16 protein-coding genes are annotated in these 18359 nt (G+C 54.1%); 11 read left to right on the forward strand and 5 right to left on the reverse strand.

The window, feature by feature from the left end:
- Nucleotides 1–34: 34 nt before the first annotated feature.
- The gene (locus C1N58_RS19950; protein WP_394550259.1) at nucleotides 35–1966 is read right to left on the reverse strand and encodes a methyl-accepting chemotaxis protein; all 1932 of its coding nucleotides are present in this window, start codon (nucleotides 1964–1966) and stop codon (nucleotides 35–37) included.
- A 154-nt stretch (nucleotides 1967–2120) separates the two neighbouring features.
- Between C1N58_RS19950 and yjfP the strand changes: the two genes are divergently transcribed.
- The 5 genes from yjfP (at nucleotide 2121) to rplI (ending at nucleotide 4572) form a co-directional block, all read left to right on the forward strand.
- Nucleotides 2121–2870 carry an esterase gene (gene yjfP / locus C1N58_RS19955; protein ID WP_394550260.1) on the forward strand — a complete coding sequence of 250 codons (750 nt, stop codon included), beginning with the start codon at nucleotides 2121–2123 and terminating at the stop codon, nucleotides 2868–2870.
- 261 nt (nucleotides 2871–3131) lie between these two features.
- Nucleotides 3132–3527: a 30S ribosomal protein S6 gene (rpsF, locus tag C1N58_RS19960; protein ID WP_006120928.1), complete on the forward strand. Its 396-nt coding sequence runs from the start codon at nucleotides 3132–3134 to the stop codon at nucleotides 3525–3527.
- Between the two features lie 6 nt (nucleotides 3528–3533).
- Complete coding sequence (gene priB / locus C1N58_RS19965; RefSeq protein ID WP_006120927.1) at nucleotides 3534–3851, forward strand: primosomal replication protein N; 318 nt, start codon at nucleotides 3534–3536, stop codon at nucleotides 3849–3851.
- 4 nt (nucleotides 3852–3855) lie between these two features.
- Complete coding sequence (rpsR, locus tag C1N58_RS19970; protein ID WP_000135199.1) at nucleotides 3856–4083, forward strand: 30S ribosomal protein S18; 228 nt, start codon at nucleotides 3856–3858, stop codon at nucleotides 4081–4083.
- Nucleotides 4084–4122: 39 nt separating this feature from the next.
- Complete coding sequence (rplI, locus tag C1N58_RS19975; RefSeq protein ID WP_006120926.1) at nucleotides 4123–4572, forward strand: 50S ribosomal protein L9; 450 nt, start codon at nucleotides 4123–4125, stop codon at nucleotides 4570–4572.
- A gap of 380 nt (nucleotides 4573–4952) precedes the next feature.
- Here the strand turns inward: rplI and C1N58_RS19980 are convergent, their stop codons facing one another.
- Complete coding sequence (locus C1N58_RS19980) at nucleotides 4953–5618, reverse strand: OapA family protein (RefSeq protein ID WP_394564435.1); 666 nt, start codon at nucleotides 5616–5618, stop codon at nucleotides 4953–4955.
- Between the two features lie 220 nt (nucleotides 5619–5838).
- Here C1N58_RS19980 and fklB point away from each other — a divergent pair, with 220 nt between their 5' ends.
- Nucleotides 5839–6459, forward strand: coding sequence for an FKBP-type peptidyl-prolyl cis-trans isomerase (fklB, locus tag C1N58_RS19985; protein WP_006118358.1), 621 nt, complete (start codon nucleotides 5839–5841; stop codon nucleotides 6457–6459).
- Between the two features lie 34 nt (nucleotides 6460–6493).
- Here the strand turns inward: fklB and C1N58_RS19990 are convergent, their stop codons facing one another.
- The gene (locus C1N58_RS19990; protein WP_394564436.1) at nucleotides 6494–8434 is read right to left on the reverse strand and encodes a bifunctional 2',3'-cyclic-nucleotide 2'-phosphodiesterase/3'-nucleotidase; all 1941 of its coding nucleotides are present in this window, start codon (nucleotides 8432–8434) and stop codon (nucleotides 6494–6496) included.
- A 294-nt stretch (nucleotides 8435–8728) separates the two neighbouring features.
- Between C1N58_RS19990 and cysQ the strand changes: the two genes are divergently transcribed.
- Nucleotides 8729–9472: a 3'(2'),5'-bisphosphate nucleotidase CysQ gene (gene cysQ / locus C1N58_RS19995; protein WP_054686982.1), complete on the forward strand. Its 744-nt coding sequence runs from the start codon at nucleotides 8729–8731 to the stop codon at nucleotides 9470–9472.
- 37 nt (nucleotides 9473–9509) lie between these two features.
- Here the strand turns inward: cysQ and C1N58_RS20000 are convergent, their stop codons facing one another.
- A complete protein-coding gene (locus C1N58_RS20000) occupies nucleotides 9510–10073 on the reverse strand; it encodes a YtfJ family protein (protein ID WP_054686984.1) in 564 nt (187 codons plus the stop codon).
- A gap of 310 nt (nucleotides 10074–10383) precedes the next feature.
- Here C1N58_RS20000 and C1N58_RS20005 point away from each other — a divergent pair, with 310 nt between their 5' ends.
- Nucleotides 10384–10590, forward strand: a complete 207-nt coding sequence (locus C1N58_RS20005) for a DUF1107 domain-containing protein (protein WP_003855513.1) — start codon at nucleotides 10384–10386, stop codon at nucleotides 10588–10590.
- 33 nt (nucleotides 10591–10623) lie between these two features.
- On the opposite strand, the gene C1N58_RS20010 is transcribed toward C1N58_RS20005, so the two are convergent.
- Nucleotides 10624–11943 carry a hemolysin family protein gene (locus tag C1N58_RS20010; RefSeq protein ID WP_033740022.1) on the reverse strand — a complete coding sequence of 440 codons (1320 nt, stop codon included), beginning with the start codon at nucleotides 11941–11943 and terminating at the stop codon, nucleotides 10624–10626.
- A gap of 513 nt (nucleotides 11944–12456) precedes the next feature.
- Between C1N58_RS20010 and C1N58_RS20015 the strand changes: the two genes are divergently transcribed.
- Genes C1N58_RS20015 through C1N58_RS20025 form a run of 3 tightly spaced genes read left to right on the forward strand, consistent with a single transcriptional unit; the run spans nucleotide 12457 to nucleotide 18292 of the window.
- Complete coding sequence (locus C1N58_RS20015; protein ID WP_172677636.1) at nucleotides 12457–14172, forward strand: autotransporter assembly complex protein TamA; 1716 nt, start codon at nucleotides 12457–12459, stop codon at nucleotides 14170–14172.
- Nucleotides 14169–17936 (forward strand): autotransporter assembly complex protein TamB, encoded by a 3768-nt coding sequence (locus tag C1N58_RS20020; RefSeq protein WP_394564437.1) that lies wholly within the window; start codon nucleotides 14169–14171, stop codon nucleotides 17934–17936. The genes C1N58_RS20015 and C1N58_RS20020 overlap by 4 nt, the downstream gene beginning before the upstream one ends.
- 2 nt (nucleotides 17937–17938) lie before the next feature.
- Nucleotides 17939–18292 (forward strand): gamma-glutamylcyclotransferase family protein, encoded by a 354-nt coding sequence (locus C1N58_RS20025; RefSeq protein ID WP_006118351.1) that lies wholly within the window; start codon nucleotides 17939–17941, stop codon nucleotides 18290–18292.
- Nucleotides 18293–18359: the final 67 nt, after the last annotated feature.

An 18359-nucleotide genomic window follows, 5' to 3' on the forward strand; every position in this document is an offset into this window, starting at 1 on the left:
AACAGGATAAGTGTAAGCCACCGCCCCACGATCATCACGACTTAATCGAGAAAACGCTGACAAGCTGCGTCAGGTGGTGGCCTTTATCACTCAGGCTCTGGGCTGTCTGTTCTGCCTGCGTAACCAGTTCACTGTTCTGATGCGTGGCCTGGCTAATCTGATTCATCGCCAGGTTAACCTGGCCAATGCCGGCCGTTTGCTGTTGTGCGGCGACGTTAATTTCACCCATTAACGCCTGAACCTGCTCAATATGCGTCACAATTTCGCTCATCGCATCGCGGGTTTGTTCCGACAATGCATGGCCTTCAGCAACATGACGTATTGAGGTCGCAATCAACGTATCAATTTCTTTTGCTGCCTGGGCGGAACGCTGTGCCAGCGCCCGTACTTCGGCGGCAACGACGGCGAAGCCGCGCCCGTGCTCACCCGCCCGGGCGGCTTCCACCGCGGCGTTCAGCGCCAGAATATTGGTCTGGAAGGCAATGGACTCAATAACGTGCGTAATGTCAGCGATGCTCTGCGACGAAACGTTGATGGCGGACATGGTGTTGACCGAACGGGTGACCGTCTGGTTGCCGTTATCCACAATACTGCTGGCCTCGGCTACCAGCGACATGGCCTGACGCAGGCTGTCGGCGGTATGCTCAACGGTCGCACCAAACTGTTCCATGCTGGCCGATGTCTCTTCAACGCTGCTTGCCTGGCGCCCAATTTGCTCACTGATGTTGTGACTGCTGGCGGCAATGGTATCCGTGCCATCGCTGATTTCCTGCGCGGCACGGCGAACCTGCGCGACTATTTTCTCCAGCCCTTCGCCAATCCCGTTAATGGCATTAATCAGCTGACCCACTTCATCGTGGCGCGTCGTAGCCAGATGAACCAGTAAGTTACCGGCCGCGTATTGCTCAGCCAAATGGATGACCTGCTGTAACGGACGCGTAATGGCACGACGGCTGTACCAGACAAAACACGGCGCAAACAGCAAGACCAGAATCAGGCCGGTTATGAGGAACATATTGCGGCTGTGAATCACCGGTGCCAGCAGGCTGTCGCGGTTGACCTCACCGACCACAATCCAGTTCCAGCCAGGCAACTGTTGCCAGGCCAGCATTTTGGTTTCCCCATCAATATCGGCTTGCTGTACGCCCTCAGGCTGCGTCAGCATCGCGTTCAGCACGCCCTCCTGCCAGTCGGGACGTTTACCTTCAGCCTGTTTATCAAACAGGTACTGCCCCTGCATAGCACCTGGCGTGCCGTTTAACACGTAGAAATGCCCACTGTCGCCCAGACGACGTGCCAGCACTTTTTCGCGCATCAGGCCGTACTGTTTATCGATCTGTACGCCAACAAAAATAATGGCAATCACGGTACCGCTGTCGTCTTTAACGGGCTGATACTGCGTGATATAACGGTGACCAAACAGGGTGGCCAGTCCACGGTAGATCTCGCCTTGCGTCACTTTTTTCCAGGCCCCACTGGTCCGATCAAGCTGGGTGCCAATGGCCCGGCTGCCATCTTCTTTTTTCAGCGAGGTGGAAACACGAATGAAATTATCACCATCACGCACAAAGATGGTGGCGACGGCCGACGTACGATCCGTAAAATCATCTACGGCAATTTGATCGAGGTTCAGCGTTTTGAGCCCGGCACGCAGAGTCGGTGTTGAAAACTCGCCCACCTGAATACGTGAAGTTTCATCGCGGCTGAAACGCTTAGGCAAAAAGCTGACAAACAGTTGAGTATAATTGCCCACTTCCTGCGTCAGCGTCGCGTTAAACATGGACGCCATTTCAGTAATGCCCTGCACCTGATTGACCATGTCATCCATGGCGAGACTTTCTAACTGGCGTGAAGCATTTTGACTTTGAATCAGCGTCAAAACTAACAATAAAACGCCTACACTTAATGAAGTTATGGCGCACAGCTTCACTCCAAGGCTTGTTCTGCTGAGAGAGAAACGTTTCATAAAGTACCTTTATTTTTTGTCAAATATGCACTAACAACGGCAGCGCGGCGCAAATGTTTAGTTAAGAAATTATTGCTTTTATGATGTTGTGAAGCGCGGAATTACATTAACCCCCTAATATGTCGTCTCAATTTGTCGTCGGACAGGAGAAAAAATGATAGAGCTCACCACGGAAAGGTTTGCAGGAATCGAGTGCCTGCATGCTGCGCCTGCGGGTCAGCGTCGCCAGCGCTTACCCACCCTCGTTTTCTATCACGGGTTTACCTCATCCAAAGAGGTGTACGCTTACTTTGCCGTTGCGCTGGCGCAGGCAGGCTTCCGTGCCGTTATGCCCGATGCCGACATGCACGGTGCGCGTTATAACGGTGATGCCGAGACACGGTTGCGCCATTTCTGGGACATCCTCAAACAGAACATTGATGAATTTCCGGCTATCGAGGCCGCCTTACGTGCCGACGATCTGATTGCCGATGCGCGCTTTGCCGTTGCTGGCGCCTCAATGGGAGGCATGACGGCGCTGGGGATTATGGCGCGCTACGCACACATTCACAGCGTCGCCTGCATGATGGGATCGGGCTACTTTATGCAGCTCAGTCATACGTTGTTTCCGCCCGTGGTGGTAACGAACGAAGAACAGAAAGCCCAGTTCACAGCACGTATGGCGTCGCTGGCGGACTATGATCCTTCAGCCCGGCTGCAGAACCTGGCGAACCGGCCACTTTTGTTATGGCACGGTGATGCCGATGAAGTGGTGCCTTTTGCTGAAACTCAGCGCCTGGATCGGGCATTACGCGAAAAGGGGCTTGATGCCCATCTGACCACGCTGTCCGAAACGCATATTGGACACAAAATTACGCCGTCAGGTCTGACCGCGCTGGTCAGCTTTTTTAAGCGTCAACTCTGATCCGTTAACGAAACCGCCCTCTTGCTTTGGCCCGTGCTTGCTTTTCACACATAAGCGCGGGAGCGGGGCGGTCTCCCGCCGATTTAAATGAAATCCCCGCTTGAGTTTGTCCGTACACGCCAGTATGATTACGCGTCAATTTTTCAGCTGCATTCAGAGGTGTGTGTCATTTCGGTGATTCACAACCTATAACGTTCCTTGCTTCCGTGGGCCGCAGCTGACCCTGACAGGAGGCTGAATAATCCGTAAGGAGCAATTTCGATGCGTCATTACGAAATCGTATTTATGGTTCATCCTGACCAGAGCGAACAGGTTCCTGGCATGATCGAGCGTTACACTGGTGCTATCACTGGTGCAGAAGGCACGATCCACCGTCTGGAAGACTGGGGCCGCCGTCAGCTGGCTTACCCAATCAACAAACTGCACAAAGCACACTATGTTCTGATGAACGTAGAAGCGCCGCAGGAAGTGATTGACGAGCTGGAAACGAACTTCCGCTTCAACGACGCCGTTATCCGCAGCATGGTTATGCGCGTTAAAAACGCGGTAACTGAAGCATCACCGATGGTTAAAGCGAAAGACGAGCGTCGTGAGCGCCGCGAAGATTTTGCTAACGAATCCGCTGATGACTCAGATGCTGGGGATTCTGAAGAGTAATCCATCGTGACGGTTAATCGGCTGCGCCTGTCTGGCACCGTGTGTAAGACGCCAGTTCGAAAAATTAGCCCGTCAGGAATTCCGCACTGTCAGTTCGTGCTTGAGCACAACTCGGTGCAGATGGAAGCCGGATTTCACCGGCAAGCCTGGTGTCGAATGCCTGTTATTCTTAGCGGCAGCGCCCATCAGGTGATTACTCAACATATAACGGTCGGCACGCAACTCATTCTCGAAGGCTTTATTAGCTGCCATCAGGCGCGAAATGGTCAGAGTAAAATGGTGTTACATGCCGAGCAGATTGAATTGATAGATTCTGGAGACTAGCCAAATGGCACGTTATTTCCGTCGTCGCAAGTTCTGCCGTTTCACCGCGGAAGGCGTTCAAGAGATCGATTATAAAGATATCGCAACGCTGAAAAACTACATCACTGAAAGCGGCAAGATTGTACCAAGCCGTATCACTGGTACTCGCGCAAAATACCAGCGTCAGCTGGCTCGTGCTATCAAGCGCGCGCGTTACCTGTCTCTGCTGCCGTACACTGATCGTCATCAGTAATCGGCAACTGTCCATTAACGACTTTAAGAGGATAAGGTAATGCAAGTTATTCTGCTTGATAAAGTAGCAAACCTGGGCAGCCTGGGTGATCAGGTTAACGTTAAAGCGGGCTACGCTCGTAACTTCCTGGTTCCACAGGGTAAAGCTGTTCCTGCTACCAAGAAAAACGTTGAATTCTTCGAAGCACGCCGTGCAGAACTGGAAGCCAAACTGGCTGACGTTCTGGCAGCATCTAACGCGCGCGCAGAAAAAATCAACGCACTGGGCACTGTTACCATCACGTCTAAAGCAGGCGATGAAGGTAAACTGTTCGGTTCCATCGGTACCCGCGACATCGCTGACGCTGTTACTGCAGCTGGCGTTGACGTTGCTAAGAGCGAAGTTCGTTTACCGAACGGCGTTCTGCGCACCACCGGTGAGCACGAAGTGGACTTCCAGGTTCACAGCGAAGTATTCGCGAAACTGATCGTGAACGTGGTTGCAGGTTAATTTTTATTAGCCTGCCGCACCTGAACGCCGACACTTGTGTCGGCGTTTTTGTTTTCAGTCGTTAATACCCTTTCTTTTTCTGCCCGGCCACATCCCTCTTCACTCGGCACCCGCATCTTCACCATCACATAAAGGTGTACCGGACAGCCCGGTCCTCATGCGATCAACGCGCTGTTTGCCGATTAAAAGGTGACGATGATATGTGCGGCTAAACCCTCAGCGCATCAGGGTGACGACGCGACATCAGCGACCACGCTCCGTCATCTGTGCTGACGCGGCTATCCGCTTGCGTTGCGGTTGGTCTGCCCGGAAACCGGGCGGGCAAATAAAATGACGGCCATGAAGGGCGCAACCGGTGACGGACCGCCACCGGGGAGGACTTATTCTACACGTAAAAAGCTGCCGTCCGGCTGGCGGGTAAACAGGACAGGACCGTTAGCGCCTTCCAGCGTTAAGCCTGTAACGACGCCATTCGCATCCCGACGGATCTTCACATGCTGCCCCTGCTTCAGCGTACTGAGCGGCTGATCGTTGCCCTCAACGCGTGCCATGGCAAACACATCATTGACCGGCAGATTATTGTCGCGGAACAGCTGTGCCAGCGTTTGTCCGGCGGCAATCTGATAGCTGTGCCAGTCACCCTGCGTGTCCGCCTTCGGTTCGGATTGTGCAGAGGAGCGAGACGGTTTGTTATCGTAGATATCCGCCTGCATCGGCACGTCTTTTTCGGCCGAAGGTGTCACAGGCCGTTCGACCGGATACTGCGGCGTACTGGAGGGCCAGAGAAAGGCCAGCAGCAGTATGATGACGGCAATGACGATCCCCCGACGGTGGAAAGCCGGGAGCGGGTCCATCCAGCGAATATCGTCTGTAAAATGCCAGAGGCGATACAGCCAGCTGGGCAGGCGAGACGGGACGTCTGAAGTCATATCGGGTTCCTCCGCTCCGGCACCTTGCGACCGCGTTCGTTGCGGCAGTAAGTTCTGTAACCGGGTTAAAATACGCAGTGCATGCGTCCTGCGGCGACGAGGGGCTATCTGGCCCATATTCTCTCTCTTTCTTATAGTGCCACTGACAAGGGGGAACTTGTCACTTATACAGTATGGGCAATGTGGACGCGAAGTGCCTGCCAGCATTGGTAAATTTGACCTGCGTATTGTTTCTCTTTCGCCGACAAAAGTCATCTGTAGCGCTGCGGATTTTACGCCAGCGGCCTGCGCTGTTATGCTGCCCGTCTTACTATATCCGAGAGTGAAAGGAACGAAGATGACTACCCCTTCTTTCGACAGCGTCGAAGCACAAGCAAGTTACGGTATTGGTTTACAGGTTGGCCAGCAGCTGCTGGAATCTGGTCTGCAGGGGCTGCAGCCAGAAGCACTGCTCGCGGGCCTGCGCGACGCGCTGGAAGGGAACTCACCTGCGGTGCCTGTCGATGTGGTACATCGCGCCCTACGTGAAGTACATGAGCGTGCGGAAAGCGTGCGTCGTGAGCGCGTGGAAGCCATGGCCGCAGAAGGCCAGGCTTTCCTGCAGGACCATGCTCAGCGTGAAGGCGTCAGCAGCACCGAGTCAGGTTTACAGTTCAGCGTGATTACGCAGGGCGAAGGCCCGATTCCTTCGCGCCAGGACCGCGTACGCGTGCATTACACCGGTAAACTGATCGACGGCACGGTGTTTGACAGCTCTGTTGCACGTGGCGAGCCGGCGGAATTCCCGGTAACCGGCGTGATTGCGGGCTGGATCGAAGCGCTGACGCTGATGCCGGTTGGCTCGAAGTGGGAACTGGTGATTCCCCACAACCTCGCCTACGGCGAACGTGGAGCGGGCGCGTCCATCCCGCCATTCAGCACCCTGATTTTTGAAGTTGAGCTACTGGAAATCCTGTAAGGATAAAGGGCGGTGCGATGCCGCCCTTACCCCTCTACTGCTGTAAGTTTACCTGCCAGAGAGCGAATCCCGTCTCGTCATTCCCTGTCGCCTTCATGGGATATTGCGCATGCTGCTGAATAAAGTGTGTGGCTTTATCGCCGGGTGCGGTTTCAAAGCGAATATCAAGAGGCTGCGCGGCAGGTATTGCAGCCAGTCGCCAGTTATTATCCGCCTGTGGGCGCACTTCACCGTGCTTTTTGGTTTCGGCACTGATATACGCCGCCAGAATCGCGCGGTTTTCATCAGGCGAGGCAAAGGCAATGTATTTGTCGCCCGTTCCGGCAAACTTGCCCGCGTAGGCCCGGTAGTTATTGGTTGCCACCAGGAAGGTCGCCTTAAGATCGATGGGTTTTCCCTGCCAGCGAAGATCTTTAATGCGTGACGCGTCCGGATGGATCAGGTTGCACTCTTCGTCGTAACGGGCGGGTTGTGTGACATCAATCTGATAGCTCACGCCGTCAATCACATCGAAGTTATAGGTGCGGAAATTCCAGTTGATCAGCGGCTGTGTGCGGCGACTGGTCGGATCGATTTGGTTAAACTGACCCGCAGAGCACTCCAGCCAGTCTTTCACCTGCTCGCCGCTGACTTTCATCACCACCAGCGTATTCGGATACAGATAGAGATCGGCTGCGTTGCGGAAGGTCAGGTTGCCTTTCTCAACTTCCACATAGCTGGCAGGATCGTTTTTACGTCCCCCGGCTTTAAACGGCGCGGCGGCAGACAGTACCGGCAAGTGCGCCAGATCGGGATCGCCCTGGATAAAATGCTCGACATAGGCGCGCTGGGCGTTATTCACAATTTGCACGGTAGGATCGTCCTGCACCAGCGACAGATAGCTGTACATCACATCCGCAGATTTTCCGATAGGCTGGGCGACAAAGGTGCGGGTAGCATCATGATCGTCTTTCAGAACCTTAACCAGTGCAGGATCTTCAGCAGCCAGCGCAGTTTTATGCGCGATATCGTAGATCGGACGCGCCTGCGCGGTACCGCTTGTCACCTGCCAGTGATCGCCTTCCTTGCTCAGCACCAGATCCACCACACCAAGATGATCGCCCCACATGCCGGGCATGACCGCAGGCACACCGTTTAATGTTCCTTTCTCAATGTCTGCACCTTTGATCCCTGCAAACTCTTTCCCCGGGAATACGGCATGCGCATGACCAAACATAATGGCACTGATGCCCGGAACTTCGCTGAGGTAATAAACCGAGTTTTCTGCCATCGCCTGATACGGCTCGCTGCTTAACCCTGAATGGGCTAATACGACAACCACGTCCGCTCCTTTAGCGCGCATTTCGGGCACGTAGCGCCGGGCGGTTTCTGTAATATCGTCCACCCGCACTTTGCCCTGCAGGTTGCCTTTATCCCACACCATAATCTGCGGCGGGACAAAGCCGATATAGCCGATGTTCACCGTCTGCGGGTTGCCGTCGCGATCGGTCACTGTGGTGGGTTTAATCAGATAAGGCGTAAACAGTGGCTTACCGCTCTTCAGATCGATGACGTTGGCATTGACGTAAGGAAAATGCGCGCCCGCCAGGGCTTTTTGCAGATAGGGCAGACCATAATTGAATTCATGATTGCCCAGCGTGCCCGCGCTGTAATCCAGCGTATTCATCGCCTTATAGACGGGATGGACATCACCCTGTTTGAGCCCTTTCGCAGCCATATAGTCGCCTAACGGGCTACCCTGAATCAGATCGCCATTGTCCACCAGCACACTGTTCGTGACTTCCTGACGCGCGGCATGGATCAGGGACGCAGTGCGCACCAGACCATATTTTTCTGTGAGCGTATCTTTGTAATAGTCGAAGCCCATCATATTGCTGTGCAGATCGGTCGTTTCCAGCACGCGTAAATCCACGGTGGCTCCCTGTGCTGCAACTGAAACGCTCAGTGCCAGTAACATCATTCCCGCCTTAACCATGTTCACTCCCAACGTTAAAAGATCAAGGCTACAAAAGTAATGTAAAAGGCTGATGAAAGGGCAGATTAAAACGTGATGCAAATAACGTTTTGAGCCTGACTGGTGCCGCTTCAGTCATATCAGTGCAGAGGCCAGCGTGAAAAGAGGTCTTTGCCATTGTGGGCTATTGTGTTGATATAGCTGAAAAAGGATTCAAAATGTTTACCTGAAACCAGGGGCGAGCATGAAGCTGCTAAAATGTACCCCAACAGGCATAACAGTTAACGCGTAGCATTCGCATACATGAGGTGACAAATGTTAGAGCAAATAAGCCAACTGGCGCGTGAGGCAGGCGACGCGATTATGCAGGTCTATAACGGTTCGGTTCCCGCTGATGTTTCGCATAAAGCAGACGATTCGCCCGTCACAGCAGCCGATCTGGCCGCGCATGATGTGATTGTGAAGGGCCTGAAACGGCTGACACCGGATATTCCGGTGTTGTCAGAGGAAGATCCGCCCGGTTGGGAAGTCCGTCAGCACTGGCAGCGCTACTGGCTGGTGGATCCGCTTGACGGCACCAAAGAGTTTATCAAACGCAATGGTGAGTTTACGGTCAATATTGCGCTGATCGAGCAGGGCAAACCGATCATGGGCGTGGTGTACGCGCCTGCGCTGGGCGTGATGTACTCGGCAGCAGAAGGTAAAGCCTGGAAGGAAGAGGGCGGAGAAAAGCAGCCGATTCACGTTCTGGATGCACGTCCACCGCTGGTGGTGGTGAGTCGTTCCCACAACGATGATGATGAGATGAAAGAGTACCTGAAGCAGCTAGGGGAACATCAGACGGTGGCAACCGGCTCATCGTTAAAGTTTTGCCTGGTCGCTGAAGGTAAGGCCCAGCTTTATCCCCGCTTTGGACCCACCAATATCTGGGATACCGGCGCGGGTCATGCCGTTGCTGTCGCGGCAGGTGCCCACGTGCACGACTGGCAGGGAAGAACGCTGGATTATGCGCCGCGTGAATCTTTCCTGAATCCGGGCTTCCGTGTATCGCTGTTCTGACGTCATACGGGAGGCACTCGCCTCCCGACTTCACCTGTCAGGGTGCTTTTAACAGCGTTTTTAACAACGTAATGACTTCTTTGACTTCCTGCTGCGTCAGTGCCCCGTCTTTGACATATTTCACCTGACCGTTTTTATCCAGCACCACAATGGCCGATCCGCCTTGCTGCAACTGCCAGGCGTGCTGCACATTGCCCTTGCTGTCGACGATAAACTGCGACCACGGATACTGCTTTTTATTACTCTGAATGCTGCTGCGAACAAACAGGCTGGTGCCGGGAATGGCATCATCGGTGTTCACGATAGTCGTGGTCTGATAGCGATCGTGCGGCAGTTTCGCTGACTTGATGGCCTCAACCAACGCTGCATTCATCTCTTTAGCCGATGAGCGGCCTGCAATGTGCTGTATGACACGTACTTTTCCGTTCAGTTGCGCGCTGTTCCAGTCTTTATAGCTGAATTTTTCCTGCGCCAGGATCAACTCGCCTTTGTCATTGACGCCCACGGGCGGCACGCGTTTTCCCGTCTCAAGATTATGGGCCAACGCACTTACAGGAAGCAGCAGTGACAAGGCCAGTGCGGCCAGAGTGATACGCCTCATTATTTTCTCCAGTGATCAGACCAGTTAGTCATCCAACTGTAATAGTAAGCAGGGATGATGCGGCTGTCTCAAAAAGCTGTCAGCTTTGTTATCAACCACACAATTCTGTAACGAACGAAGGTTTATACTGAATAGTGAAAAGTAAATAACAGAGTATTCTGTAATGTTCTGTCAGCACGGTAAAAAAAGTTATTTCTGGTCGTGCGAAGTAAGCAGAGTGTTCTATAGTTTATCTCGCATTCGCGTTTCATGGACCCGTACCGAATTTGGCAACGGTGAAGCGTGCTTAAAAATTAAGGAGTTAAGAAGTATGAAAATCTTCCAGCGCTATAATCCGCTACAGATAGCAAAATATGTTAAAACGCTGTTTAAAGGAAGGTTGTACATCAAGGATGTGGGCGCGTTTGAGTTTGATAAAGGTAAAGTCCTGATCCCCCGGGTCAAAGACAAACAGCACCTGAGCGTGATGTCAGAAATTAACCGCCAGGTCGTTCGTCTCAAGCTAGAGTTTAACTAAAAAAACAGGGCGCCGATGGCGCCCTGAGTGTTTCTATTCTTCGCTTTTCGTCACGTTCAGCATCGGCGGTCGTTCATCAATCCGTGTCACCAGCAGCTGATCAATGCGGTAACTGTCGATATCGACCACTTCAAACTTGTAGCCCGCAAATTTCACAAAGTCGGTACGTTTCGGGATTTTACGCAGCATATACATCATAAAGCCGCCAATCGTTTCGTAGTTACCCGACTGCGGAAAATCATCGATATCCAGCACGCGCATAACATCATCAATCGGCGTCCCGCCTTCCACCAGCCAGGAGTTTTCATCGCGCGCAACAATCTGTTCTTCCATGCCCTGACCCACCAGGTCGCCCATCAGCGTCGTCATCACATCATTCAGCGTAATGATACCGACCACCAGCGCATATTCGTTCATGATGACCGCGAAGTCGTCGCCCGCCGTTTTAAAGCTTTCCAGCGCCTCAGACAACGTCAGGGTATCCGGAACAATCAGCGCGGAACGAATCTGCACGCCGCTGTTCAGCGCCATGCTCTGATTGCCCAGCACGCGCAGCAGCAGCTCTTTCGAATCGACATAGCCAACGATGTGGTCGATATCCCCATTACAGACCAGGAATTTCGAGTGAGGATGTTCAGCGATTTTTGTTTTCAGGCTGACTTCGTCTTCGTGCAGATCAAACCAGACGATATTTTCACGTGACGTCATGGAGGAGGGCACGGTGCGTGATTCCAGCTCAAACACGTTCTCAATCAGTTCGTGTTCCTGCTTACGCAGCACGCCAGCCAGCGCACCGGCTTCCACAACCGCGTAAATATCGTCGGACGTGATATCGTCTTTGCGTACCATCGGCAGCTTAAAGACGCGAAAAAAGACGTTGGCCAGGCCGTTAAACAGCCAGACCAGCGGCCGCATAACCAGTAAACAAAAGCGCATGGGATTGATAATCCGCAGGGCAATGGTTTCTGGCGCGATCATGCCTACCCGTTTTGGGGTTAAGTCGGCGAACAGAATAAACAGGCTGGTGACGATGGTGAATGAGCAGATAAAACTGAGCTGTTCGGCCAGTTCGTGAGACATAAAGCGATTGAAGAGGGCGGAAAATGCCGGGGAAAAGGCCGCATCACCGACGATACCACCCAAAATAGCGACGGCGTTCAGGCCAATTTGCACCACGGTGAAGAACATGCCGGGCGTTTCCTGCATCTTCAATACCCGCTGAGCGTTAACGTTGCCTTCGTCAGCCAGCAGTTTCAGCTTAATCTTGCGGGCGGCAGCCAGCGAGATTTCGGAGAGAGAAAAAAAAGCACTGATTACGATCAGTAGCAGAATGACAAGTAAGCTATCAAGCATAAGTAATCCAAAGAGTTATCCACTTGTCATTTTTGGCCTGGGCAGCGTGCGGTTGAGGCGCTTATTCCCTGTACGTACGACGCAGAGGAGCTATCCGTGCCAAAAATGTCTGCGCCCGTTCGACAAGGTTGTAAGGGGAAAGGGGCAGAAATGAAGACAGGCGGGATGCCTGCGGTGGGTGATTATAGCAGCAGCGAGGAGGCCGCCGCCAGAGGGCAAACAGTGGCTTATGATGAGGTTTTCAGCTCAGGATGCATGTGTAATGCAGGAGAGCGGTCTACTGGCGTGCGGCCTGTCTGGACAACAAGGTCGTTGTATCGTGCGTCCGTTTTACCGACAATAATGCGCAATTTGACTTAGAACGCGTTACAGACTGCCCTTTGGCAAAAAGTGCGGCTATGATGAGTAAGTTGCCGTTGCGATTGTGACGGCAACAAGGATTAACACGCGCCCTGCGGAATGGGGCGGGCATGAGAGACAGGAGTACAGGTGCCACGATTTTATGTTTATTGCATGGCGGGCTTATTGCTCGTCGCGCCCGCCTTTGGGGCGGCACCGGTTCGACTACAGCTTGAAGGGCTGACCGGCGAACTGCAAAAAAACGTCAGGGCACGCCTGTCGACCATCAGCAGCGACGAAGTCACCAACGATGGCCGTTTCCGCGCGCGTGTATCGGCCGCTATCAAAGAAGGGCTTCGCGCGCTCGGCTACTATGAGCCTGATATCGACTTTGAATCACGCCCTGCCCCTGCGCAAGGTGGCCGTCCGGTGCTCATCGCGCGCGTGACGCCTGGCCAGCCGGTAAAGATTGCCGGTAGTACGATCATTGTCACCGGTCAGGCAAAAAACGATGCAGACTATAAAAACTGGATCGCCCAGGGCCGCCCTAAAGTTGGCACAATCCTCAATCATGGTCAGTACGATAAATTCAAAAGTGGCTTTACCAACCTGGCGCTGCGCAACGGCTATTTCGATGGCGAATTTGAAAAAAGTCAGTTAGGCGTTTCCGTGGCGCGCCACGAAGCCTTTTGGGATATCGACTACAATAGCGGACCGCGTTACCGCTTCGGCGATGTCACCTTCCAGGGCTCACAGATCCGTGACGCCTATTTGCAAAATCTGGTGCCGTTTAAAAAGGGCGACTATTACAGTTCCCGTGATTTGGCTGAACTGAATCGCCGCCTGTCGGCGACGGGGTGGTTCCAGTCGGTGGTCGTCGCGCCGGAATTTAAAGAGGGACGTAAAACCAAAGTCCTGCCGTTAAATGCGGCCGTTTCCCCTCGGGCAAAAAATATTGTTGAAGCCGGTGTCGGGTATTCGACGGATGTCGGGCCGCGCCTGAAAGGCACCTGGAGAAAGCCCTGGGTTAACGACCGTGGCCACAGCATGATGGCCAGTGCCTATATTTCTGCGCCTGAGCAGCAGGTGGATCTCAGCTACAAAGTTCCGTTACTCAAAAGCCCGCTGGAGCAGTACTACACTTTTTCAGGCGGGCTCAAACGCACCGATCTGAACGACACCAAAGCGGACACCAGCACGCTGGCAGTATCGCGTAACTGGGACAGCAGCAGTGGCTGGCAAAGGGCCGTCAATCTGCGCTGGAGCCTTGACCACTTTACCCAGGGGAATGTCACCAATACCACGATGTTGCTTTATCCCGGCGTCAGTCTGAACCGCACGCGCTCACGCGGTGGCCTGATGCCGACCTGGGGCGACTCGCAGCGTTATTCTGTCGATGTGTCCGATACCACCTGGGGATCGGATGTCGATTTCCTGATCCTGCAGGCGCAAAACGTCTGGATTCGTACGCTGGGCGAAAAGAACCGCTTTATTGCACGCGGCACGGTGGGATGGATTGAAACCAACGACTTCGATAAGGTGCCGCCGGATCTGCGCTTTTTCGCCGGGGGTGACCGCAGTATTCGCGGCTATAAGTACAAAAACGTCTCGCCGCGTGACAGTGATGGCAAACTGACCGGGGCCTCAAAAATGGCCACCGGTTCACTGGAATACCAGTACAACGTCAGCGGAAAATGGTGGGGCGCGGTGTTTGTTGACGCCGGTGAGGCCGTAAATGACATCAGCCAAAGCGATATTAAAACCGGTGCCGGTATCGGCGTGCGCTGGGCATCGCCTGTGGGACCCATTAAGTTTGATATTGCGCGTCCCATTGGCGACAGGGAGGAGCACGGTTTGCAATTTTACGTAGGATTGGGGCCTGAACTATGAAGCGCTGGAAAAAGGTCCTGACTGGCTTTCTGATTTTTTTGGTCTTGTTGTTGGCTGGCGTGGCATTTTTGATTGGTACGACGCCGGGCCTGCATTTAGTGTTAAACGGCGCGTCGCGCTGGGTACCGGGATTATCCATCAACAAAGTGGATGGCGGCTGGCGTAATCTTACGCTCAGCGGTCTGCGTTACGACATGCCGGGCGTCAGCGTTAACGCGGGCAATATCCATCTGGCGGTAAATCTCAATTGCCTGCTGCACTCGTCGGTCTGCGTCGATGATCTGACGCTAAAAGATATCAGTGTGGTCGTCGACAGTAAAAAGATGACGCCGTCGGCGGCGGCACCCGAAGACGATAACAGCGCGACCAATCTCAGTACGCCGTACCCCATCAGCCTGCGCCACGTCGGGCTGCATAACATCAGTGTGAAAGTCGATAATACCGCGATTTCGCTGGTGGATTTTTCCACCGGATTACACTGGCAGGCGCGGGCGTTAACGCTGAATCCTACCCACATTCAAAGCCTGTTAATTGCGCTGCCTAAAGCGGCAGCGGTCGCGAAGGAGCAGGTGGTCGATCCGAAAGTACAGCAGCCGCAGCCAAACGAGAAGCCGCTGGGCGAAACGCTGCAGGCGATGTTTGCCAAACCCCTGCTACCGACACTGCCGGACTTCCAGTTACCGCTGGATATCGATGTTCAGGACATCGTGGGCGAACAACTGCGCATTACCGGCGATACGGATATCGTTGTGAATCAGCTGCGTGTGAAGGCCAAAACGCTTGACCGCCATATACAACTGCAAACGCTGGACGTGGACTCAAACCTCGGCAGGCTCAACGGCAGCGGCCAGGCCACGCTCGCAGACAACTGGCCCGTTGATTTTGCCCTGAATGGCGATGTGAATGTTGATCCGGTTAAAGGGGAAAAGCTGAATCTGACCTTACAGGGCGCGATGCGTGACGAGCTGAAGCTGGCGCTCAACCTCTCTGGCCCGGTCAGGGCGCAGCTGGATGCCCGCGCTCAGCCTGCCGTTGCCGGTCTTCCGCTGGCATTAACCCTGACCAGTCCGCAACTGCGCTGGCCACTCACCGGGGCGGTTCAGTACCAGGCGGACAATCTCGACTATCAGTTCAAAGGCAAGGCGACCGACTACGTGATGTCGCTGCGCACGGCGGTGAAAGGCGAAGCGGTGCCGCCTGCCACGATTACGCTGGACGGTAAAGGGAATAGTGAACAGTTCAGCCTGGACAAGCTGCGTGTGGCAGCGTTACAGGGCAATATCGATCTGACGGCGCTGGTGGACTGGAGCAAAGCCATCAGCTGGCGCACTGAACTGACGCTGGCGGGCATCAATACTGCCCGCCAGTATCCGGACTGGCCAGCCAGACTGGAGGGTAAAATCACTACGCGCGGCAGCCTGTATGGCGGCAGCTGGCAGCTGAGTGTGCCGCAACTGATGTTGAAGGGTAACGTCAAACAGAACGCGGTCAGTGCGGACGGAACATTACGGGGCAACAGCTACAACCAGTGGGATATTCCGGGTATTAAGATTGCGCTGGGCCGCAATCATCTGGATATCAAAGGCAGTCTGGGCGAAACGCTGAACCTGGATGCCAACGTGGATGCCCCCCATCTTGATAACGCATTGCCGGGGCTGGGCGGTGTGGTCAAAGGGGATATCAAAGCCCGCGGATCGCTGAAAGCCCCTCAACTGCTGGCGGATCTGACGGCCACTGGCTTACGTTGGCAGCAACTGCTGGTCCGGCGCGTAACGCTGAAAAGCGATGTACGCTCCAGCGACCAGATCGCCGGTAAGCTGCAGTTGCGCGTTGAACAACTGAAGCAGGATGCGCTTAACATTAATCTGTTGACGCTCAATGCTGATGGCGACGAAAAGCAGCATCAGCTTAAACTTAACGTGCAGGGCGAGCCGGTATCGGGTCAGCTCGCGCTGAACGGTAGCTTTGACCGCCAGACGGAGACATGGAAAGGCAGCCTGAACAATACGCGTTTTAATACGCCCGTCGGGGAATGGCGTCTGACGCGCGCTATGGCGATCGACTATGTTAATCAGAAGCAGACTGCGTCAATCGGCCCGCACTGCTGGCAAAACCCCAACGCGCAGCTTTGTGTGCCAGAACCGATTGAAGCCGGCCCCAGCGGTCACGCTCATGTGGTATTAAACCGCTTCGATCTGGCGATGCTAAAACCCTTCCTGACTGACCAGACCCAACTGAGCGGCGTGTTCAGCGGTGATGCCCGCGTTAACTGGACGGCGGATGGCAAACTGCCCGTCGGGACGCTGGCGCTGAAGAGTAATAATGTGAAAGTCGCGCAGGATGTGCAGGGCAATACGCTGCCCATCGCGTTTAACACAATTAATGTCAATGCGGCACTGCGGGACGGACGTGCACAGCTCGACTGGCTGATTCGCCTCGTCAATAACGGCCAACTGGATGGCAATGTGCAGATTACCGATCCGCAACAGCGCCGTGAGCTGGGTGGCAATGTGAATATCCGCAATATCTCGCTGGCGATGATCAATCCCGCCTTAATGCAGGGCGAGAGCATCAAAGGCCTGCTGAACAGCGATCTGCGCCTGGGCGGCACAGTGCAGCAGCCGCAGCTTTTTGGGCAACTGGGTCTGAAAGATGTGAATGTGAAAGGCAACTTCATGCCGGTGGATCTGACCAGTGCCAGTCTGAACATGGTGTTTAACGGCATGAGTTCGACGCTGAATGGCCTGCTACAGACCGCACAGGGCAATATCAACCTGAGCGGCGATGCGGACTGGAGCCAGCTGGATAACTGGCGTGCGCGCGTAGCCGCCAAAGGCAGCCGGGTCCGTGTCACGGTGCCGCCAATGGTGCGCATGGATGTGTCGCCGGATGTGGTATTTGAAGCCACGCCAGCCGCCTTTAATCTTGACGGGCGCGTCGATATTCCCTGGGCACGTATCACGGTACAGGAGGTTCCTGAGAGCGCAGTCGGCGTATCGTCTGATGAAGTTATGCTGGATAAAAACCTTAAACCGATTGCGCCTAAAACGGCCTCAATACCGATTAACAGTAACCTGACCATTCATGTTGGAAACGATGTGCGTCTGTCGGCCTTTGGACTGAAAGCCCGTCTGAATGGCGATCTGAAAATGGTCCAGGATAAATCAGGACTGGGACTCAACGGACAGATCAATATTCCATCCGGCCGTTTCCATGCTTACGGTCAGGACTTGATCGTGCGTAAAGGCGAGCTGCAGTTTGCGGGCCCGCCAGACCAGCCTTATCTCAACCTGGAAGCGATTCGTAATCCGGATGCGACCGAGGATGGCGTAACGGCAGGATTGCGCGTTACGGGGCTGGCGGATGAGCCGAAAGTGGAAGTGTTCTCCGATCCGGCGATGTCACAGCAGGAGGCCCTTTCTTACCTGTTACGCGGTCAGGGGCTGAATAGCGACGGCGACAGTAACGCGTTAACGTCAGCGTTAGTCGGCTTAGGGGTTGCACAAAGTGGGCAGGTTGTGGGTAAAATCGGCGAGACATTCGGTGTCAGTAATCTTGCCCTTGATACGACCGGCGTTGGCGACAGTCAGCAGGTACAGGTCAGTGGCTATGTGTTGCCGGGTCTACAAGTAAAATACGGGGTTGGCATCTTTGATTCACTGGCAACGTTAACCTTACGTTACCGACTGATGCCCAAACTCTATTTGGAAGCCGTGTCCGGTGTGGATCAGGCTCTTGATTTGCTCTATCAGTTTGAGTTTTAGTAATGCGAATAATTGTCTATGGCAGTTTACGGCGCAAACAGGGAAACAGTCACTGGATGACACATGCGCAATGGTTGGGTGATCACCAGATTGAGGGTTATGAACTCTACAGTCTGGGTCACTATCCTGGCGTGATCACGGGCGAAGGAACGGTATATTGCGAAGTCTACCGAATTGATGCCTCCATTCTCGCCGAGTTAGATGCGCTTCGGACCAAAGGTGGTGAGTACAAACGCCATCTGATTCAGACGCCGTTTGGTAGTGCGTGGCTTTATGTCTATCAGCGTTCGGTCGCGGGTCGCCAGCGTATCCAGAGTGGAGACTGGCTGAAGCGTGATGAGGCGTCGGAAGTCTGAATAAAAACACCGTCCAGTTGGACGGTGTTTTTTAACGGTTTACCCCAGGTAAACCTGCGTTAGCCGG

This window comes from Pantoea sp. SGAir0180, assembly GCF_043546245.1.